Raw genomic sequence first — 20,922 nt, 5'->3', positions numbered from 1 at the left:
TATGGCAAAACAACCGGCAATAGAACAAGACGGAACAATTATAGAAGCATTATCTAATGCAATGTTTCGTGTAGAATTGGAAAATGGTCACGTTGTGACAGCTCATATCTCTGGGAAGATGCGTATGCACTACATTAAATTGTTACCTGGAGATAAAGTAAAACTGGAAATGAGCCCTTACGATTTAAGTAAGGCTCGTATAACATACAGATACTAAAAGTAATTTGAGCTATTTATAAAATTTTCAGTACTTTTGCAACCTGAAAAAAATATGAATGCTGAAATCCTGATTTTGAGCCTATTTCAAAATCAGTGAATTGAAAAAAACTAAAGAGATGAAAGTTAGAGCATCAGTAAAAAAAAGAAGTGCCGACTGCAAAATTGTACGCAGAAAAGGGCGCCTTTACGTAATTAACAAAAAGAATCCTAGATTTAAACAAAGACAAGGCTAATTATGGCAAGAATTGCAGGGGTAGATATACCTAAACAAAAGCGAGGAGTTATAGCATTGACCTATATCTTCGGAATTGGTAGAAGCAGGGCTCAAAAGATCCTTAGCCAGGCCAAAGTAGATGAAAGCAAAAAAGTTTCAGATTGGGACGATGAAGAAATTGGTCGTATTCGTGAAGCTGTTGGTGAATTTACAATCGAAGGAGAATTACGTACAGAAGTTCAAATGAGTATTAAGCGTCTAATGGATATTGGATGCTATAGAGGTATTCGCCACAGAAGTGGTTTGCCACTTAGAGGTCAAAGAACCAAAAATAACTCAAGAACCAGAAAAGGTAGAAGAAAAACAGTTGCTAACAAGAAGAAAGCAACTAAATAGTAAGTAATATGGCAAAGAAGACAGTTCAAAAAAAGCGTAAAGTAACCGTGGAGTCCGTAGGGCAAGCACACGTTACGGCTTCTTTCAATAACATTATTGTTTCCCTAACCAATAAAAAGGGAGACGTTATTGCTTGGTCATCTGCAGGAAAAATGGGTTTTAGAGGTTCTAAAAAGAATACTCCTTATGCTGCCCAGTTAGCTGCAGAAGACGCGTCTAAAGTAGCTCACGAAGCTGGTTTGCGCAAAGTTAAAGTTTACGTTAAAGGGCCGGGGAATGGTAGAGAATCTGCTATTCGTTCGCTTCATAACAACGGGATTGAGGTAACAGAAATTATTGATGTTACTCCATTACCACACAATGGATGTCGTCCTCCTAAGAGACGTAGAGTTTAATAAATAGTATAATAATAAGAGAGGAGTTAAGATTATCGAAGGACAGAGACCTTAATTCATAATCCCTTTCTTCTAAAATTTAAATTAATGGCAAGATATACTGGTCCAAAGACTAAAATAGCCCGTAAATTCGGTGAAGCTATTTTTGGAGACGATAAATCTTTTGAAAAAAGAAATTATCCTCCGGGACAACACGGTAACAACCGTCGTCGCGGAAAGAAATCTGAATATGCTATCCAGTTAATGGAAAAGCAAAAAGCAAAATATACTTACGGTATCCTTGAGCGTCAGTTTAGCAATATGTTTAAGAAAGCTACTAGAGCACAGGGAATTACTGGTGAAGTTCTACTTCAACTTTGTGAATCACGTCTTGATAACGTAGTTTATAGAATGGGTATTGCCCCAACTAGAAGCGCAGCAAGACAATTTGTATCTCACAGGCACATTACGGTAAATGGCGAGTTGGTGAATATACCTTCTTACCAATTGAAACCTGGTGATGTAGTAAGTGTTCGTGAAAAATCAAAATCTTTACAGGCTATTCAGGATTCACTAGCTAACAATAGCAGTGTTTACGAATGGATTACCTGGAATAACGAAACAAAACAAGGAACTTTTGTTTCAGTACCCGGACGTATTCAGATTCCGGAAAACATAAATGAACAATTCATCGTCGAATTATATTCGAAATAATAATTCACAGAAGTCGTAATATGGCAATACTAAATTTTCAGAAGCCCGATAAAGTTATAATGATTGATTCAACCGATTTCGAAGGGAAATTTGAATTTCGCCCTTTGGAGCCCGGCTATGGATTAACCGTTGGTAACGCTTTAAGGAGAGTGCTTTTATCTTCGTTAGAAGGTTATGCAATCACTTCAATTCGTATAGAAGGCGTAGATCACGAATTCTCCGCTATTCCTGGAGTTGTTGAAGACGTAACAGAAATTATCCTGAATCTTAAACAAGTTAGGTTCAAAAGGCAAATTGATGAAATAGATAACGAAGCCGTTACCATTTCTGTATCTGGAGAAGAACAAATTACTGCCGGTCACTTTCAAAAATTCATTTCAGGCTTTCAGGTACTAAACCCAGATCAGGTTATTTGTACTGCAGATAAGAAAGTTAACCTGAATATGGAAATGACCATAGAGAAAGGTAGAGGTTATGTTCCGGCCGAAGAAAACAAAAAAGCCAACGCACCTCTTGGAACTATATTTACAGATTCTATTTATACACCAATAAAGAACGTAAAGTATAGCATTGAAAACTATCGTGTAGAACAAAAAACCGATTATGAAAAATTGGTTTTTGAAATCGTAAGCGATGGCTCTATACATCCAAAAGATGCACTTACTGAAGCTGCAAAAACACTTATCCACCACTTTATGCTATTCTCTGACGAGCGTATTACGCTTGAAGCTGATGAGATAGCACAAACTGAAACTTATGATGAAGAATCTCTTCACATGAGACAGTTGTTAAAAACTAAGTTGGTAGATATGGATCTTTCAGTAAGAGCTTTAAATTGCTTAAAAGCGGCTGAAGTTGATACTCTAGGAGACCTTGTTTCATACAACAAAAACGACTTGATGAAGTTTAGAAACTTCGGAAAGAAATCTTTGACAGAGCTTGAAGAACTGGTAAGTAACAAAGGACTTAACTTTGGTATGGACCTTTCAAAATACAAATTAGATAAGGACTAATATATAAGTAGTTTTCCATAAAAGCCGGCAAAAGATCGCGCTTTGGGAAAATGAATTAAGAACAAAACAATGAGACACGGAAAGAAAACAAACCATTTAGGTAGAAAGACCGCTCACAGGAAGTCTATGCTAGCCAATATGGCCTGCTCTCTTATAGAGCACAAGAGAATCAATACCACCGTAGCTAAAGCAAAAGCTTTAAAAGTTTTTGTAGAGCCTTTGGTAACTAAGTCTAAAGAAGATACAACCCACAACCGTAGGTTAGTATTTAGTAAACTTCGCCAAAAGGAAGCTGTAGCCGAATTGTTTCGTGAGGTAGCTCCTAAAGTTGGTGACCGCCCGGGTGGATACACAAGGGTAATTAAATTAGGTAACCGTCTTGGAGATAATGCCGATATGGCCCTTATTGAGTTAGTTGATTACAACGAAACTTATAAACTTGGTAAAACAGAGAAGAAGAAATCTACACGTAGAGCGGGTAGAAAGAAATCTACTGAAGCTACTCCAAATGCTCCAAAGGCAGAAGGAAAAACAGAAGAGAAATCTTCAGAAAATAAAGAAGACAAAAAAGAGGAATAGAAATGAATCTTTTAAAGTTCTAATTTTTAAAAAGGATAAACTCTCAGGGTTTATCCTTTTTTTATATATTAAAGTGAAATAGTCATTTCCGCGAAGGCGGAAATCTAAAGATTAAAAAAATTTCCGTAGCTGCGGAAATCCCAGCAACACAACAAATAAAGCAAAATGAAATATCAAACCCGAAAAAAAGCGATTATCCTACTGGAAGACGGTACTATCTTTCACGGTAAGGCTGTTGGAGACAAAGATGGTAAAGCCGTAGGTGAAGTTTGTTTTAACACCGGTATGACCGGTTACCAGGAGATCTTTACAGATCCTTCCTATTATGGCCAACTTATGGTTACCACCAATGCCCACATTGGGAATTATGGAACTCTAGCCGAAGAAAGTGAATCTGATAAAGCTAAGATCTCCGGACTTATCTGTAAGAATTTTAGTTATACCCATTCCCGCCCGGCTGCAAACAAATCACTTCAGGAATTTTTAGATGATAGTAATCTTTTCGCAATTTCCGATGTAGATACACGAGCCCTTGTAACTTATATTCGGGAAAATGGTGCAATGAATGCAATTATTTCTACTGATGTTGATAATATTGAAGGCCTAAAAAAAGAACTTGCTGAAGTTCCTGATATGAATGGTTTGGAATTAGCTTCTAAAGTTTCAACTAAAGAACCTTATTATTTCGGGAATGAAAATGCAACTTATAAAATCGCTGCGCTTGATGTTGGCATAAAAAAGAATATTCTTCGCAATTTTGATCAACGTGATGTGTATGTAAAAGTGTTTCCATACAATGCTACTTACGAAGAAATGAGTGAATGGAATCCAGATGGTTATTTTCTTTCTAACGGTCCCGGAGATCCCGCCCCTTTAGATAGTGCTATTAATCTTACAAAAACGATTATAGAAAAAGATCATCCGTTGTTTGGTATTTGTTTGGGGCACCAGATAATCGCCATTGCAAATGGAATTAAAACCTATAAAATGCATCACGGTCACCGCGGGATAAACCACCCGGTTAAAAACCTTAAAACAGGAAAAGGAGAAATCACTTCTCAAAACCACGGTTTCTCGGTAGATAAAGCAGAAACTGAAGCAAATAATGAAGTGGAAATCACTCATATTTGCTTAAACGACGATACTGTTGGTGGAATCGCGATGAAAAATAAAAACTGTTTCTCGGTACAATACCACCCGGAAGCAAGTCCGGGGCCTCATGATGCCAGTTACCTTTTTGATGAATTTATGGATCGAATAAAGAGAGTGAAAGCTTAAATATTTTTTATAAAATTTGAATAAAAAGCCCAAAATTTAAAGATTTTGGGCTTTTCTTTTCTTAAAAGTGAATTTATTCTAAATTGCGATCTCATTCATCAAAAAATCATCAATGAAAAAATTATTACTACTCAGCTTTTTTCTCTTCTCATTTCTATTCATTAATGCACAAGATCAGGCTTCGGTTGAAGACGGACTTTTATCAGTAAACATCTTAACTCCCGGTTTAGAATACGAATTCGGACTTACAAATTCTACTACAATTGATTTAAGAGCTGGCTCAGGTATTGCTTTTGGTACCGGTTCAGCGGGAGATTTTTTTGGTATTTTCCCCGTCTTTTCTGCTCAGTATCGTTATTATTATAATTTTAAAAATAGAATTGAAAAGAATAAAAGAGTAAAAAATAATAGCGCCAATTATATAGCACTAAGTGGTAACCTCCAATCGGGAAAACCTATTATTGGGAATATTGAATATACTGCCGATTATTTTGGAGTTATAGGGCCGGTTTGGGGTTTGCAACGTTACTATGGCAGCGGTTTTAAATTAGACCTAAATTTAGGAGCTGGATATGGTTTTGATGAATTGGGTGATTCATATTTTTCACCAATCATAGGAATTAGGCTTGGATGGCTTCTTTCAAACTAATTTTCTTCAGAAGATGCGTTTATACAGTCAACTTCAACTTCTGTCATTGGGCTGGGTTTTCGTTTTTACTACAATCCTTTTGCTTCAGGAAATGACTAAAATTATTTTTCAAATAATTTCGGCATTTAAAATCTTCTGAATTTTATAAAATGTTATTCTATTTCAGTTTTCGGTAAATTCATAAAAAATCTTACTATTTCCTGAGATTCTTTTAAACACTTTCTTTTAGAAAACCATTTCGTGTTTCCATAATGTTATAAATGCTTTAAAACTACCTGTTTCCCTCGATTTTTTAGGCTTCAATTTGTATCTTGCATTCAAATCAATTAACTAATTAAAAAAGATTATGAGTGTAATAATAAATATTCACGCCCGTCAGATTTTTGACTCAAGAGGAAATCCAACCGTAGAAGTAGATGTTTTAACCGAGAATGGAATTTTAGGAAGAGCAGCAGTGCCTTCTGGAGCTTCTACCGGAGAGCACGAAGCTGTAGAACTTCGTGATGGTGGCGATGATTATATGGGCAAAGGGGTAACCAAAGCCGTAGAAAATGTAAATGATGTAATTGCTGAAGAATTATTGGGTTATTCTGTTTTTGAACAAAACCTAATTGATAGGGCGATGATTGAAATAGACGGAACGCCAAATAAAGCGAAACTTGGTGCGAATGCAATTTTAGGTGTTTCGCTTGCTGTGGCCAAAGCTGCGGCTAACGAACTTGGTTTGCCGTTGTACCGTTACATTGGCGGTGTTAGTGCCAATACGCTTCCGGTACCAATGATGAATATTATTAATGGTGGTTCACATAGTGATGCTCCTATCGCTTTTCAGGAATTTATGATTATGCCTGTAAAAGCCGAAAGCTTTTCTCACGCTCTAAAAATGGGAACTGAGATCTTCCACCATCTTAAAAAAGTGCTACACGATCGTGGTTTAAGTACTGCTGTTGGTGATGAAGGTGGGTTTGCTCCAACTTTAGACGGGACAGAAGATGCTTTAGATACTATTCTTAAGGCCATAGAAAATGCGGGTTACAAAGGTGGCGACGAAGTGATGATCGCTCTGGATTGTGCCGCAGCAGAATTCTATGAAAATGGAAAATACGATTATAAGAAATTTGAAGGTGAAGGCGGAAAAATAAGATCTAGCGAGGAACAAGCTGAGTATCTTGCCGAACTTTCTTCTAAATATCCTATTATTTCTATTGAAGATGGAATGGATGAAAATGACTGGGATGGTTGGAAAGCCTTAACCGATAAGATTGGAGATAAAGTTCAGTTGGTTGGTGACGATCTTTTTGTTACTAACGTAGAAAGACTTTCAAGAGGAATTGAAGAAGGAATTGCAAATTCAATCCTTATTAAAGTAAACCAAATTGGTACCTTAACTGAAACTATTGCAGCAGTAAATATGGCGCACAACGCCGGCTTTACTTCAGTAATGTCACACCGTTCTGGAGAGACAGAAGATAATACTATTGCCGATCTTGCTGTAGCTTTAAATACCGGGCAGATAAAAACCGGTTCAGCTTCAAGAAGTGACCGTATGGCAAAATACAACCAGTTAATTAGAATTGAGGAGGAACTTGGCGAAGTAGCCTATTTCCCAAAGCGTAAAGCTTTTAAAATCTAATTACAGGATTCTAATAAAAATCAAATCCCTTTTGAAGAAATTTCAAAAGGGATTTTTTTTTGAGATAATTCAGCAAAAAACCTTTCAAAATCCCTTGTTTCAGTGAAAATCTTATCGCTGCTTAACGCAAAATTAACAGTAGATTTCTTAAATTAGCAACTCTCGAAAAAATAGTTGAATCAAGTATATAAAATTAAGATATGTCAAAAGTTGCGACGATTGAAATAGATGGGAAAAAATACGAATTTCCCGTTGTAGAAGGAACTGAAAACGAACTGGGAATAGATATTAAGAAACTGCGAGCTGAAGCAGGTGTTATTACCCTGGATCGTGGTTATAAAAATACAGGAAGTTGTGAGAGTGCCATTACTTTTCTTAACGGAGAAGAAGGTATTTTAAGATACCGCGGCTACTCTATAGAAGCCCTGGCAGAAAAAGCCGATTTTCTTGAAGTAGCCTACCTTCTTATTTTTGGGGAATTACCAACTAAAACCCAATTAGATAAGTTTTATGCCGATATTAAGGAGGAGTCTACGGTAGATGAAGAGATGAAGAAAATCCTTGATGGTTTTCCAAAATCGGCTCACCCAATGGGCGTTCTTTCATCTTTAACCAGTGCGCTTATTGCATTTAACCCTTCTTCAGTAAATGTAGATTCTGCAGAAGATATGTATAAGGCTATAGTAAAAATTCTTGGTAAATTCCCGGTTCTTGCAGCCTGGACACTTAGAAAGAAAAATAGTCTTCCGCTAAATTACGGTGACGACTCGCTTGGGTATGTGGAGAACCTCCATAAAATGATGTTCGAAAAACCTGGAAAGAGTTACAAAGTAGACAAAGAGGTTATTGATGCTTTAGATAAATTATTAATTCTGCACGCAGATCATGAACAAAACTGTTCTACCTCTACGGTAAGAATGGTAGGTTCTTCTCACGCAGGTCTTTTTGCTTCAATTTCAGCAGGAATTTCTGCACTTTGGGGGCCACTTCATGGTGGTGCAAACCAGGCGGTGATAGAAATGCTGGAAAGAATTAAAGAAGATGGTGGTGATACTAAGAAATTTATGGCAAAAGCTAAAGACAAGGAAGATCCTTTCCGTCTAATGGGCTTTGGTCACCGTGTTTATAAAAACTTTGATCCACGAGCTAAGATTATCAAGAAATCTGCCGATGAAGTTCTTGCCCAACTGGGTGTAGACGATCCTGTTTTGGATATCGCCAAAGGTCTTGAAAAAGAAGCTTTAGAAGATCAATATTTTGTAGATAGAAAATTATATCCAAACGTAGATTTCTATTCAGGAATTATTTACCGTGCATTGGGAATTCCAGTAGAAATGTTTACCGTAATGTTCGCACTTGGTAGACTTCCGGGATGGATTGCGCAGTGGAGAGAAATGAGGTTAATGAAAGAACCAATTGGCCGTCCACGCCAAATTTACACCGGTGCAAACCTGCGTGAATTTAAAGAGGTTGAGAAAAGATAAGAATATCTTACATATATTAATAAATTCGGAAAAAGCTTCATCATCGTATGAAGCTTTTTCTATATTTGATGAAAATTTTACTTGTGAAATTGAATATCAATAATGAGACTTCCCGCCTTAAAGCGGTGGTTTTAGGCACAGCAGAAAGTAACGGTCCCGTTCCATCTCTTGAAGAGGCTTACGACCCAAAATCAGCCGAATTCATCAGGATGGGTTCCTATCCCAAAGAAGAGGATATGGTAGAGGAAATGGAAGCCGTTGCCAAAATACTGGAGAAGTACAAAGTGCAGGTTTTTAGACCAAAAGTTATAAAAGATTATAACCAGATTTTTACCCGCGATATTGCTTTTGTAATAGAAGATAAATTTATAAAATCAAATATTTTACCAGATCGCGAACAGGAAATTGAAGCTATTAGTCACGTAATTAAGCAAATAGATCCTTCAAAAATACTTCAGTTGCCTGAGGAAGCGCATATAGAAGGTGGTGATGTTATGCCGTTGGGAGATTATATCCTGGTGGGCACCTACCGCGGTGCAGATTATAAAGATTATATCACGGCGCGTACCAACGTGCAGGCGGTAGAAGCTTTACAAGAGTTATTTCCGCATAAAAAAGTGGTTTCTTTCAACTTAAGAAAATCTAATACTGAACCTCGTGATAATGCTTTGCATTTAGATTGTTGCTTTCAGCCGGTGGGAAAAGGCAAGGCTATAATTCATAGAAACGGTTTTCTGGAAGAAGAAGAGTATAACTGGCTGGTAAATCTCTTTGGAAAAGAAAATGTTTTCGAAATCTCCCGGGATGAAATGTATTATATGAATTCTAATATATTTTCTATTGATGAAGATGTAGTGATTTCAGAAAAGAATTTTACAAGATTAAATGCCTGGTTAAGAGAGCAGGGCATTACTGTAGAAGAAGTGCCTTATGCCGAAATTTCTAAGCAAGAAGGACTTTTGCGTTGTTCAACTTTACCGTTAATAAGAGAATAGATTATGAGACAGATTACAGATACAATTTTAATGGTGCGCCCGGTTGCGTTTAGAATGAACGAGCAAACCGCGGTTAATAATTATTTTCAAAAAGATCTTACTGCCGATAATGTAAATGAACGAGCCCAGGCTGAATTTGATGAGTTTGCTTCAAAACTTAAAAAAGTGGGAGTGAATGTTATTGTGGTAGACGATAAGCAGGAAGATGATACTCCCGATTCTATTTTTCCGAATAATTGGGTTTCTTTTCACGAAAATGGACACATTGCTCTATATCCTATGTTTGCTGAAAACAGGAGAAAAGAGCGCCGAATGGAGTATTTTGCGAAATTGGAAGAAAACGGTTTTAAGATTACCCAATTAGTAGATTACACTTCGGCTGAAGAGCACGATTTATTCCTTGAAGGCACAGGCAGCCTTTTGTTAGATAGACAAAACCAAAAAGCCTATTGTGCTCTATCGCCCCGCGCCGATGAAGACCTTTTGATAGAATTCTGTGAAGATTTTGAATTCACCCCGGTTATTTTTAATGCAAACCAAAGTGTAGGCGGAAAAAGAAAAGCCATTTATCACACTAATGTGATGATGTGTTTAGCTGAAAATTTTGCAGTTATCTGTCTGGATACCATAGACGATAGCAAAGAGCGTAAAAATGTGCTTAAACATTTAAAAGAAGATGGTAAAGAAATAATTGCAATTACTGAAGCCCAAATGCACGAATTTGCCGGAAATATGTTACAGGTACAGGGTGCTTTTGATAAAAAGTATTTGGTTATGAGCGCCAGAGCTCATAAAAGTCTAAACCAGGATCAACTAAGTAAAATTGAAAAGCATTGCGAAATTCTAAGCAGTGACCTGGATGTAATTGAAACCTGCGGAGGCGGCAGCGCCCGTTGTATGATGGCCGAGATTTTCTTGCCAAAAGCTTAGTTTTACATATTTTTCAGAAAAAATAATTAAAGATCTTCGTCAAGCTGAATTTATTTCAGCTTCTAACATGATGTAGAGTATAAACAACTTAGATCCTGAAACAAGTTCAGAATGACGATTTTGAAGTTCCTAACCTTTTTTTCAAAGGGAGGTGGCCACAGGCCGGAGGGGTTTAATACTTCTTATACAACTCCCTTAAAAACAAGACCATAATCCCTGCGGTAAAAAAAGCAAAAGGAAGGGAACTTATAATTAAAAACTTCTGCATGGCGGTGAGTACATCGCTATTAGGTTTTATATTTCCCAGCAGAATTATTGCTTCTGAAAAAAGAAGGATCAGTACCGCCCAGATAAACCTGAATTTTTTCCTCGGGTGTTCCTTTCCTTTATCACTAAACATACTGAGAACATAGATAGCCGAATCTACAGAGGTTACCAGAAAACTAATCAGTAAAATTATCGTTACAATATTTGTGAAATTAGATAAAGGAAAGGCTTCGAAAAAACGAAATAAAGAAGTAAATACATTATCAAATTCACCGCTGTAAGAATCCATATTTTCAATAAGATCAAAAGAAGCAGAACCAAAGACACTAAACCAGAAAAAACTTCCCAGGGAGGGAATGAGCAAAACTCCTAAAATCATTTCCCTGATATTTCTACCTTTTGAAATTCTGGCAATAAAAATTCCGGTAAAAGGTGCCCAGGCTACCCAAAACGCCCAGTAATAATAAGTCCAGTCGGTTAAAAATTCTTTTCCGGGATTGTATTTTCCCAGTGCTAAACTAAGCGGAACAAAATCTATAATGTAGCTGTAAATTGATTCAAAAAACTGACTGAAAACATTTAATATATCTACCTGGAAAAACACGAAAAACATTAAAATAACAGTTACATAAATATTCCAGTTTGAAATTCGTTTTATCCCTTTTTTAATTCCGGCAAAAGCCGAAATAAAAGCTAATAGACAAACTAGAAAAACTAGCAGAATTGTTATCCATAAGGTTCCGGCGGGTGTTGAAGTAAGATGACTAATGCCACCTTCAATTTGAGTGGTTCCCAAACCTATTGCCGCTACCAGGCCAAAAACAGTGGTGAGAATAGTGAGCAGATTTACGCCTTGCGACAAATATTTTATCGTTTTAAGTTGGGGTAAGCTGCTGCCTAAAAGAATATCAGATTTTCTTACAAAAAGAGCGTAGGCGATGAGTAATGCGAAAATTCCATAGAACGCCCAGGCAGTAAAACCCCATTGATAGAATGTATATTCTAAAGCGATTACTTGAGAAGAAGAAGTTGTTTCTATAGGCGAATTTAAAAACATAAACACCGGTTCCTGCACTGCTCTTAGTAGAATACCGGCGCCCATTCCGGCACTATATAACATGGCAATCCAGGAAAGTCGGTCAAATTCCGGCGGGGAATTTCCCAATCTTATTTTTCCAAACCTTGAAAAAGCGATAAAAATGAGGAAGAATACGCACAACAATCCCAGCCATAGATAAAATCTGCCGAAATACTCCCGAACCCAAAGGGAACCGGTTTCTATTAATTCATAGAAAAATTCAGTAAAGAAAAAGATAAAAAGCGCAAGAAAAAACAGAATCCCAGAAGCGATATAAAGCAGCGGATTTCTTAGAAAAGCTTGAAAAAGGTGCTTCAAAATTTATTGCTTTTCAGGTTATAATTAGTTCTTCAACAGGTAGTTTTTTCAAATTTAAACAATTCAGAAAGAATCAGGCTATTTGTTTTTTGGGTTCGCCTTTAGCAATTTTATTCAGCATTCCTTCAAAAATAAAATAGTGAAAGGGATACATTGCATACCAATATAACCGGCCCCAAATACCTTTGGGTCTAAACGTGGCGGTTTGGTGCAGCACATTTTCTTTATCGATACAAAACTCTAACCAGGCCTCGCCGGGAACTTTCATTTCGGCAAAAAGTAAGAGTCTTTTTTCCTCTTTATCGGCTAAAAGTACACGCCAAAAATCTAAAGAATCGCCTGAGGCAATTTTATTAGGGTGTGTTCTTCCGCGGCGTAAACCCACCCCGCCAAAAAGTTTGTCTATATAACCACGAAATTTCCATAACCAATTTCCGTAATACCAACCATTTAGTCCGCCAATAGCCCAAATGCGTTCCAGTACTTCTTCGGGATTTTCCACTTTGGCGGCTTGTTTATCCTGGAGACATCCATATTTTGGTACCTGTATGTATTTATTTAATTCTTTACGAAAACGGCCGCTGCTTAACGAGTCTTTCCAGCTGGAAATAACCTGGTTTTGTTCAATTTTATAGAAGGCCAGTTCAATAGCTTCGGTATAAGAAATGGGTTCAATGTTGAGTATTTCCTGTAAACGAGTGTCATTGGTAATTACTTCAACCCGCATACTATCTACCAGGTTTTGTGCAAGTTTGTACGAGGTTGAGGTTACAAAATAAAGCCAGTAGGAAGATAATTTTGGCGACATTACCGGAACACTTAAAATCCATAATTTAAGTTTTCTCACTTCGGCATATTTCAGCATCATTTCCTTGTAAGTGAGCACATCTGGACCGCCAACATCAAAAGATTCATTATAGCATTCTTCTTTTCCAATAACGCCGGTTAGAAATTTAATAATATCCCGAATAGAAATTGGCTGGCATTTAGTTTCTACCCAGCTTGGGGTGATCATTACCGGTAATTTTTCACATAAATCTCTTATTATTTCAAATGAAGAACTGCCCGAGCCTACAATAATCGCCGCCCTTAAAACAGTAAGGTTAAAATTTCCTTTATAAAGGATTTCTTCAACTTTTTTTCTTGATTTTAAATGTTTGGATAGTTCTTCTTCGTTTATAATTCCGCTTAAATAAATTACCTGCTTCACCGAGGTGCCGGCCATAATTTTATTAAAATTTTCTGCGGCCTGGGATTCCTGCGTGTCAAAATTATCTGTAGAACCACTCATAGAATGAATAAGATAATAGGCTACATCTATATTTTTTATTATAGCTGGTGCTTCTTCATCTTTTAAAAAATCGAGTTCTACGATCTCTACTTTTTCCAGTAATTCCTCGTTAGAGGTAAAGCGGTTTTTATTTCTAACCGCACAAATTACTTCGTGCCCTTTTTCAAGAAGTTCGGGGAGCATACGCATCCCAATATATCCGTTAGCACCTGTTAGAAGAATTCTCATAGAAAGATTTTAAGCTTAAAGTACCAATTAAATTAGTACTTTTCATTTTGATTAGTAAAACTTTATAAAATGAATAACGTCCTGAAAATAGTGCTTTTAGTAATTGGTGTTGGAATGATTGCTTATGGGTTATACCGGCTAATTACACCAGAATTTGCTCTCGATGCCGGACCTCTCCAAATTGAAGCTCACGGCGATAATACACAATCTTACGCTATGATAGGTTTTGGTATTTTGGCTCTTATAGGTGGCCTCGCTTTTGGGAAACGCTAAACAAACCTAAAGATCACCTATTTGGGTAAGTGCATTATCGGCTTTATAATCCAAAATCTTTTTAAAATATTTATGTATCGCAGGCGTATCGGCCTTTACCTTAATTTTAGAATGATCTTTATAGATAGAATATTCTTCAGCTTTGCCCTTATAAAGATGAAGTTTATAATAAGGAATAACCAGCGCGTAGGTTTCCAGTAAAGACCTAAACATCACGATAATTCCGTTGGGCCGCATTTCAACATTACAGGTATTGGCATTATTATCCAGAACCAATAAGTTATGAATATCAATACTTGTCTCGGTAATATGTAGTTTTGGAGACCCTGTGCCGTTTAATTTCATTCGCGCAAGCAGCGTAAAAGGCTTGCCAACTTCCTTATCAATTTTCTCTTTGGTTTTACTGCGGTTATAAGAGATATTTAATAACATAGCTTTTTGTTTAAAGATAAGTAAATTACTTCGGGACATGCTCATGAAGTAATAAGAAAAAATAATTTACAATTTCGAAACAAGTCTCGGTGCATTTAATCTCGATTATCGAGTAAATTATAGGCAAAAGCCTATTTTCTGTTATCTTTGCAGGGCTTAAAACAACAAATAAAAGTAAAAAATGAAACTCCAAAGTACCCTTTCTACCCACGTAAAAGATGCTGTTAAAAAGATCTATGATGTTGAAATTGATCACTTAGAATTTCAGCCTACGCGCAAGGATTTTGAAGGAGATATTACTTTGGTGACTTTCCCAATGCTGAAAACGCTCAAAACCAATCCTGTGAAATTGGGTGAAGAAATTGGAAATTATTTAACTGAAAATGTTGCTGAAGTTTCTGGATTTAATGTGGTGAAAGGCTTTTTGAACATTGTTTTAAGCGATGCTTATTTTCTAGATTTCTTCATTGAAATGAAAGATAGAAAAGATTTTGGGATACTTCCCGCCGCTGAAGATGCTAAAGGAATTATGGTTGAATATTCTTCGCCAAATACCAATAAACCTTTGCACTTAGGGCATATTAGGAATATACTTTTAGGATTTTCTGTTGCCGAAATTTTAAGTGCTGCCGGAAATAAAGCCTATAAGACCCAGATTATTAACGATCGTGGGATTCATATTTGTAAATCTATGCTGGCATGGGAGCGCTTCGGGAATGGAGAAACTCCCCAATCTGTGGGCATAAAAGGAGATAAACTGGTTGGGAATTACTACGTAAAGTTTGACCAGGAATACAAAAAGGAAATTTCCGAATTAATCGAAACCAAAGGAATTTCTGAAGAAGCCGCGAAAGCTGAAGCACCAATTTTGGTGGAAGCCAAGCAAATGTTGCTAAAATGGGAAGCCGGCGATCCAGAAGTGGTTGCACTTTGGGAAAAAATGAACCAATGGGTTTATGATGGCTTTGAAAAAACCTACGATGCTTTAGGCGTAGATTTCGACAAAAATTATTACGAAAGCGATACTTACCTGCTTGGGAAAGACGTGGTGAACCAGGGACTTGAAAAAGGTGTTTTTTATAAAAAAGAAGACGGTAGTGTTTGGATAGATCTTACCGATGAAGGCCTGGATGAAAAAATCGTTTTACGAAGCGATGGGACTGCTGTTTATATGACGCAGGATATTGGAACCGCTATTCAAAGGGTAAAGGATTTTGATATTAGTGGGATGGTTTATACCGTAGGAAACGAACAGGATTATCACTTTAAAGTTTTGTTTTTAATTCTGAAGAAACTCGGATTTGATTGGGCAGATTATCTATATCATTTAAGCTACGGAATGGTAGATTTACCTAGCGGAAAAATGAAAAGTAGGGAAGGAACCGTTGTAGATGCCGATGATCTTATTGCTGAAATGACCGAAACTGCCAGAAATATTTCTGAAGAATTAGGGAAATTAGACGGTTATACCGAAGTTGAAAAAGAAGAGCTCTACCGAATTATTGGTTTAGGGGCTTTGAAATATTATATTTTAAAAGTAGATCCTAAAAAACGAATTCTCTTTAATCCTGAAGAATCTGTAGATTTCCAGGGGAATACCGGTCCGTTTATTCAATATACTTACGCGAGAATTCAATCTATAATCAGGAAAGCCGATTTCGACTTTAAGAAACCGGTAGCCGATGGCTATGAATTTCACGAAAAAGAACGTTCGTTAATCAAGCAGCTTCAGTTATATCCTGAAACAATTCAGTTGGCGGCAGAAAATCATAGTCCGGCGTTGATTGCTAACTACACGTACGATCTGGTAAAAGAATTCAATTCATTTTATCAAAATGTAACTATCCTTGGTACTGAGGATATTACCGAAAAAATTTTAAGAGTGCAATTGGCCAATAGTGTTGGGAATGTTATAAAATCTTCTTTTGGCTTATTGGGAATCCAGGTGCCAGAAAGAATGTAGAAAGCCCCCCTTGTCCCCGAAAGGAGAATAAAAAGATAGATTAAATATTTAAAATGAGGTGAAATAAAAAGTTTTCACTTCAGGCTCAAATCATTAAATTTGCAATTCGTTGAAAAACGGAGAATAAAACCTCGGGATAAGTCCTGAAGGTTTAAATTGAAAAAAGTTTTCAAAATATCGGGGCGAGCCTCGGCAGAATTATACCCTTTATGGGAAATTAAACCATAGGAAAAATTATGTTTGATAGTTTAAGTGATAAGTTAGATAATGCCTTACACGTTTTAAAAGGCCACGGGCAAATTACCGAGGTAAACGTTGCCGAAACTTTAAAAGAAGTGAGACGTGCTTTGGTGGATGCCGATGTGAACTATAAAATTGCCAAAGACTTTACCAATACCGTAAAGGAAAAAGCGCTTGGTCAAGACGTTTTAACCGCTCTGAAACCAGGCCAGATGATGGTGAAATTGGTGAAGGATGAACTTACCCAGTTAATGGGTGGGGAAGCCGAAGGAATTAATCTTTCCGGAGATCCTTCTATTATTCTTATGTCTGGATTACAGGGTAGTGGTAAAACAACTTTCTCTGGAAAACTTGCTAATTTTCTAAAAACTAAAAAGACCAAAAAACCACTTTTGGTTGCTTGTGATGTTTATCGTCCTGCAGCGATCAACCAGTTACACGTAGTTGGTGAGCAGGTTGGCGTTGAGGTGTTTTCAGATGAAGGTAACCAGGATCCGGTTGCTATTTCTAAAGCTGCCATTGCACACGCTAAGCAAAATGGCCACAATGTGGTTATTATAGATACCGCGGGTCGTTTAGCTGTAGATGAGGCGATGATGACCGAGATATCCAATATCCACGAAGCAATCCAACCGCACGAGACTTTATTCGTGGTAGATTCTATGACGGGTCAGGATGCGGTGAATACAGCCAAAACTTTTAATGAAAGGTTGAATTTTGATGGGGTAATCCTTACAAAATTAGATGGTGATACTCGTGGTGGTGCGGCGATTTCCATTAAATCTGTAGTTAATAAGCCTATTAAATTTATTGGTACCGGTGAGAAAATGGACGCACTAGATGTGTTCTATCCAGACCGTATGGCCGATAGGATTCTTGGGATGGGAGATGTGGTGTCTCTTGTGGAACGTGCCCAGGAACAATATGATGAAGAGGAAGCAAGAAAACTTCAGAAGAAAATTGCCAAGAACCAGTTTGGTTTTGACGATTTCCTGAAGCAATTACAGCAAATCAAGAAAATGGGGTCTATGAAAGACCTTATGGGAATGATTCCGGGAGCCGGAAAAATGCTGAAAGATGTAGATATTGATGATGATGCCTTTAAAGGAATTGAAGCAATAATTCACTCGATGACTCCCGAAGAAAGAAGCAATCCAAAAGTTATAAATTCCAGCCGAAAGAAACGAATTAGTAAAGGTTCGGGAACATCGGTACAGGAAGTTAACCAATTGTTGAAGCAATTCAACCAGATGGGTAAAATGATGAAGATGATGCAAGGTGGCGGCGGCCAGAAGATGATGCAAATGATGAAGGGAATGAAGTAAAAAGCCCCCTAACCCCCAAAGGGGGGAATTAATGAAAAACAAATCGCAACTCTCCTCCCCTTTGGGGAGGTCGGGAGGGGCTTATAGATTACTGATAATGATCATTTTAGACGGAAAAAAAACCAGCAACGATATTAAAGATGAGATTGCTGCTGAGGTTGAAAAGATTAAAAAAAGAGGTGAAAAAGTACCTCATTTAGCTGCAATTATCGTTGGGAACGACGGTGCCAGCTTAACCTATGTAAATGCAAAAGTAAAATCCTGTAAACGCGTAGGATTTCAATCTTCTCTATACAGATTACCAAATACGGTAAGCGAGTTGGAGTTACTTGACAAGATTGAAGAACTAAATCAGAATGATGATATAGACGGATTTATTGTTCAGCTTCCATTGCCTCCGCAAATTGATACGCAAAAAGTATTAAACGCCGTTGACCCCGATAAAGATGTAGATGGTTTTCATCCTACCAACTTTGGAAAAATGGCTTTGGATATGACGTCTTTTATTCCGGCTACTCCTTTTGGCATTTTAGAATTACTGGAGCGTTATGATATTCCTACCAAAGGAAAACATACCGTGGTTATTGGTAGAAGTTATATAGTGGGAAGACCTATGAGTATTTTAATGGGACGGAGTGGTTTCCCTGGAAACTCAACCGTAACTTTAACTCACGAATTCACCAAAAATATTACCCAAATAACTTCTCAGGCGGATATTATTATAATTGCCGTTGGAATTCCAGATTTTCTGAAGGCGGAAATGATTAAGGATGATGCAGTAATTATTGACGTTGGAATTACCAGGGTGCCAAATGATGAAGCGGAAAAAGGCTATGTAATTAAAGGTGATGTAGACTTTGATAATGTAAGTAAACGTGCCTCTTATATAACGCCTGTGCCTGGTGGAGTAGGACCAATGACGGTTTCAATGTTGCTTAAAAACACTTTGCTTGCTACAGAAAGACATAAGAAAAGAGCAAAAGAAAACAGTAAAGCCAGATCTGTTTAAGCAGGTTTTCAGTATAAAAAAAAGTCCTGTTAGATCTTACATTTAGTAGATTTAACAGGACTTTTTCATTGATTGGGATTCAGAAAAAAATAGAAACTAATCTTCTTCTAATTTCCAATCTAAATATTTATGAAGGTCAGTTTCAATAAATCTTAAGGTAATGGTCAGTAGCGCAAAATCATCTACATAACCAATTCCGGGCAGAAAATCGGGTACTATATCTAACGGATTAAGCACGTACAGGAGCACAAAAGCTATGGCGGCTATAGAAAACCACGGGATATCTTTGTAAACACCTTTTCGGTAATCTTTTAGCATCCCAAACATCACTTTTCCCAGCTCAGTATATTTTCTTAAAGCACCAGAATTATTAATTTTATCATCAATTTCTTTTTGATTTTTTACGGCAATATCAATATCGCCATCTTTAATTTGAGTAGCTCCTTTTTTTAGGTATTTCTCATCAATTTCTTCTTTCTTTTTACTAAACATATTCATAATTCTTCATTTTGTGGTTAGTAGTTATTTTTTAAAGTCGGTCGTGGGCATTTCCGTATTCCTTTTTATAAATTTTCAGAATTAATAAAAACAGGGAAATAAGCAAAGGCCCAAAAATTAATCCTATAAAACCAAACAGCTGTACTCCAACAATTACACCAAAAAGGGTGATTAGCGGATGCACAGCGGCGAGTCTATCCAGGATATAAAGTCTAATAATATTATCGGTAGAACCAACTACAACAAAGCCGTAGATTAGCATTGCAATGGCCTGCCAGTTATCGCCCTGGGCTATTAACAGTATTACTACCGGGAGAATACCAATTGCCGTACCTATAAAAGGAATCATAGATCCTATGGCGGTTATTACAAACCAAAAGAAAGGATCTGGTACACCAAAAATTAAGTATCCAATAAGTGCAATAATTCCCTGGAATATAGCCACCAGCGGAATACCCAATGCGTTAGATTTAACAAGTTGATCACTTTCTTGTGCAATTATCTCCAGGTTATCATTCCCAAGCGGGATATAAGAAATAAGAGAAGATTTCATAGACTCTCTTTTAACCAGCATATAGTAAAGCATAAAATACATAATACCAATAGCAATAAAGGCATTAAATGTGCCGCCTGCCAAACTTTGCAGGTTTCCAGACATCCAGTTTGTTACAGAAGAGGTATCTATAGACTCACTTAAACTATAACCTATATAGGTTTCAGCTTCGGTAAGTTGTTCTTTAACGGCCCTAATGACACGTTCAGAGTTTGCAACCGCTTTACTAATTTTAGAAGTAAGCATTACTACAATTAGTATAATAGGCACCAGGATACCTACAAAAGATCCTGCCATTAAGAGCGCTGCTGCTACCGGAGGTTTCCAACCCCTGGCCAGTAATTTTTTCATCCAATTGCGCAAAAGAACGTATAAAGTAATTGCCCCTAAAACCCCCGAGAGGTATGGGATAATTTCTTTAAAAATTAAAACCGTTAAAAAGATAATGAGCATTAGTACGAAAATTTGCCGTACCAGTGCCGGTTTTAATCTATCCATATTTTTGTGCTTGGTTGGTTATTTTGCAAATAGTTGTTCTTTATTTTTAAAGGCTTTGAATTCCAGTGCATTTCCGCTGGGATCTTTAAAAAACATTGTGGCTTGTTCCCCTACCTGGCCCTCAAAACGGATGTAAGGCTCAATTTCAAAATCAATATTTTTTGATCGTAATAAATTAGCAAATTCCTGAAATACTTCCCATTCCAGAACTACTCCAAAATGCGGTACAGGCACATCTTTACCATCTACAGGATTGCTATGTGCTTTTTCGGTTTCGTTAGCCGGTTTATAATGAATTACCAATTGGTGCCCGAAAAAATTAAAATCTACCCAATGATCACTGCTGCGGCCTTCGCCACAACCCAGGGTTTCTTTATAAAATTTCCTGGCTTTTTCTAAATTTGATACCGGGATTGCTAAATGAAACGGTTGTACCTTCATAAATCTTAATAGAATTACATTATTATACGC

Annotated in this window: 23 protein-coding genes; 17 read left to right on the top strand and 6 right to left on the bottom strand. The window is 37.0% G+C overall.

Annotated features, from left to right (window positions below):
• Position 1 precedes the first annotated feature (1 nt).
• The 13 genes from infA (at position 2) to ctlX (ending at position 10,478) form a co-directional block, all read left to right on the top strand.
• A complete protein-coding gene (infA, locus tag B4F31_RS06890) occupies positions 2-217 on the top strand; it encodes a translation initiation factor IF-1 (RefSeq protein ID WP_013073244.1) in 216 nt (71 codons plus the stop codon).
• A gap of 118 nt (positions 218-335) precedes the next feature.
• Positions 336-452, top strand: a complete 117-nt coding sequence (gene ykgO, locus B4F31_RS06885) for a type B 50S ribosomal protein L36 (protein WP_013305171.1) — start codon at positions 336-338, stop codon at positions 450-452.
• Positions 453-454: 2 nt separating this feature from the next.
• Positions 455-829, top strand: a complete 375-nt coding sequence (gene rpsM, locus B4F31_RS06880) for a 30S ribosomal protein S13 (RefSeq protein ID WP_075324938.1) — start codon at positions 455-457, stop codon at positions 827-829.
• A gap of 8 nt (positions 830-837) precedes the next feature.
• On the top strand, positions 838-1,224 hold the full coding sequence (gene rpsK, locus B4F31_RS06875; protein WP_037319270.1) for a 30S ribosomal protein S11: 387 nt from the start codon (positions 838-840) through the stop codon (positions 1,222-1,224).
• Between the two features lie 87 nt (positions 1,225-1,311).
• On the top strand, positions 1,312-1,917 hold the full coding sequence (rpsD, locus tag B4F31_RS06870; protein WP_075324937.1) for a 30S ribosomal protein S4: 606 nt from the start codon (positions 1,312-1,314) through the stop codon (positions 1,915-1,917).
• Between the two features lie 20 nt (positions 1,918-1,937).
• Positions 1,938-2,930 carry a DNA-directed RNA polymerase subunit alpha gene (locus B4F31_RS06865; protein WP_075324936.1) on the top strand — a complete coding sequence of 331 codons (993 nt, stop codon included), beginning with the start codon at positions 1,938-1,940 and terminating at the stop codon, positions 2,928-2,930.
• Between the two features lie 69 nt (positions 2,931-2,999).
• Positions 3,000-3,509 (top strand): 50S ribosomal protein L17, encoded by a 510-nt coding sequence (rplQ, locus tag B4F31_RS06860; RefSeq protein ID WP_075324935.1) that lies wholly within the window; start codon positions 3,000-3,002, stop codon positions 3,507-3,509.
• 165 nt (positions 3,510-3,674) lie between these two features.
• A complete protein-coding gene (gene carA / locus B4F31_RS06855) occupies positions 3,675-4,787 on the top strand; it encodes a glutamine-hydrolyzing carbamoyl-phosphate synthase small subunit (RefSeq protein ID WP_286760962.1) in 1,113 nt (370 codons plus the stop codon).
• A 112-nt stretch (positions 4,788-4,899) separates the two neighbouring features.
• Positions 4,900-5,436 carry a hypothetical protein gene (locus B4F31_RS06850; protein WP_075324933.1) on the top strand — a complete coding sequence of 179 codons (537 nt, stop codon included), beginning with the start codon at positions 4,900-4,902 and terminating at the stop codon, positions 5,434-5,436.
• Between the two features lie 346 nt (positions 5,437-5,782).
• Positions 5,783-7,069 (top strand): phosphopyruvate hydratase, encoded by a 1,287-nt coding sequence (gene eno / locus B4F31_RS06845; protein WP_075324932.1) that lies wholly within the window; start codon positions 5,783-5,785, stop codon positions 7,067-7,069.
• A 200-nt stretch (positions 7,070-7,269) separates the two neighbouring features.
• A complete protein-coding gene (locus tag B4F31_RS06840; protein WP_286760961.1) occupies positions 7,270-8,553 on the top strand; it encodes a citrate synthase in 1,284 nt (427 codons plus the stop codon).
• Positions 8,554-8,621: 68 nt separating this feature from the next.
• Entirely contained in the window at positions 8,622-9,548 is a 927-nt protein-coding gene (locus B4F31_RS06835) for a dimethylarginine dimethylaminohydrolase family protein (RefSeq protein ID WP_286760960.1), read from the top strand.
• 3 nt (positions 9,549-9,551) lie between these two features.
• Entirely contained in the window at positions 9,552-10,478 is a 927-nt protein-coding gene (gene ctlX, locus B4F31_RS06830) for a citrulline utilization hydrolase CtlX (RefSeq protein WP_075324929.1), read from the top strand.
• A gap of 172 nt (positions 10,479-10,650) precedes the next feature.
• On the opposite strand, the gene B4F31_RS06825 is transcribed toward ctlX, so the two are convergent.
• Together B4F31_RS06825 and B4F31_RS06820 are read right to left on the bottom strand one after the other, a co-directional pair.
• Entirely contained in the window at positions 10,651-12,141 is a 1,491-nt protein-coding gene (locus B4F31_RS06825; RefSeq protein WP_093304261.1) for a BCCT family transporter, read from the bottom strand.
• Between the two features lie 73 nt (positions 12,142-12,214).
• Positions 12,215-13,660: an SDR family oxidoreductase gene (locus tag B4F31_RS06820; protein WP_093304264.1), complete on the bottom strand. Its 1,446-nt coding sequence runs from the start codon at positions 13,658-13,660 to the stop codon at positions 12,215-12,217.
• Positions 13,661-13,729: 69 nt separating this feature from the next.
• Between B4F31_RS06820 and B4F31_RS06815 the strand changes: the two genes are divergently transcribed.
• The gene (locus B4F31_RS06815; RefSeq protein ID WP_075324927.1) at positions 13,730-13,933 is read left to right on the top strand and encodes a hypothetical protein; all 204 of its coding nucleotides are present in this window, start codon (positions 13,730-13,732) and stop codon (positions 13,931-13,933) included.
• Between the two features lie 6 nt (positions 13,934-13,939).
• On the opposite strand, the gene B4F31_RS06810 is transcribed toward B4F31_RS06815, so the two are convergent.
• The gene (locus B4F31_RS06810; protein ID WP_075327852.1) at positions 13,940-14,365 is read right to left on the bottom strand and encodes a hypothetical protein; all 426 of its coding nucleotides are present in this window, start codon (positions 14,363-14,365) and stop codon (positions 13,940-13,942) included.
• Between the two features lie 181 nt (positions 14,366-14,546).
• Here B4F31_RS06810 and argS point away from each other — a divergent pair, with 181 nt between their 5' ends.
• The 3 genes from argS to B4F31_RS06795 all read left to right on the top strand — a co-directional run bounded on the left by argS (position 14,547) and on the right by B4F31_RS06795 (position 18,902).
• The gene (argS, locus tag B4F31_RS06805; protein ID WP_075324926.1) at positions 14,547-16,328 is read left to right on the top strand and encodes an arginine--tRNA ligase; all 1,782 of its coding nucleotides are present in this window, start codon (positions 14,547-14,549) and stop codon (positions 16,326-16,328) included.
• Between the two features lie 236 nt (positions 16,329-16,564).
• Complete coding sequence (gene ffh, locus B4F31_RS06800; RefSeq protein WP_075324925.1) at positions 16,565-17,893, top strand: signal recognition particle protein; 1,329 nt, start codon at positions 16,565-16,567, stop codon at positions 17,891-17,893.
• A gap of 97 nt (positions 17,894-17,990) precedes the next feature.
• Positions 17,991-18,902, top strand: a complete 912-nt coding sequence (locus B4F31_RS06795; protein WP_075324924.1) for a bifunctional 5,10-methylenetetrahydrofolate dehydrogenase/5,10-methenyltetrahydrofolate cyclohydrolase — start codon at positions 17,991-17,993, stop codon at positions 18,900-18,902.
• Between the two features lie 96 nt (positions 18,903-18,998).
• On the opposite strand, the gene B4F31_RS06790 is transcribed toward B4F31_RS06795, so the two are convergent.
• From B4F31_RS06790 to B4F31_RS06780, 3 genes are read right to left on the bottom strand one after another with little or no spacing between them, the layout of a single operon-like run.
• The gene (locus tag B4F31_RS06790; protein ID WP_317040656.1) at positions 18,999-19,400 is read right to left on the bottom strand and encodes a YkvA family protein; all 402 of its coding nucleotides are present in this window, start codon (positions 19,398-19,400) and stop codon (positions 18,999-19,001) included.
• Between the two features lie 31 nt (positions 19,401-19,431).
• Complete coding sequence (locus tag B4F31_RS06785; RefSeq protein WP_075324923.1) at positions 19,432-20,451, bottom strand: AI-2E family transporter; 1,020 nt, start codon at positions 20,449-20,451, stop codon at positions 19,432-19,434.
• Between the two features lie 18 nt (positions 20,452-20,469).
• Positions 20,470-20,892, bottom strand: coding sequence for a VOC family protein (locus B4F31_RS06780; RefSeq protein ID WP_075324922.1), 423 nt, complete (start codon positions 20,890-20,892; stop codon positions 20,470-20,472).
• Positions 20,893-20,922 lie beyond the last annotated feature (30 nt).

This window comes from Salegentibacter sp. UBA1130 (assembly GCF_002311535.1).
Lineage (GTDB): Bacteria > Bacteroidota > Bacteroidia > Flavobacteriales > Flavobacteriaceae > Salegentibacter > Salegentibacter agarivorans.
Note: the sequence above shows the minus strand (reverse complement) of the source record. Positions and strands in the feature narration are given on the sequence as shown.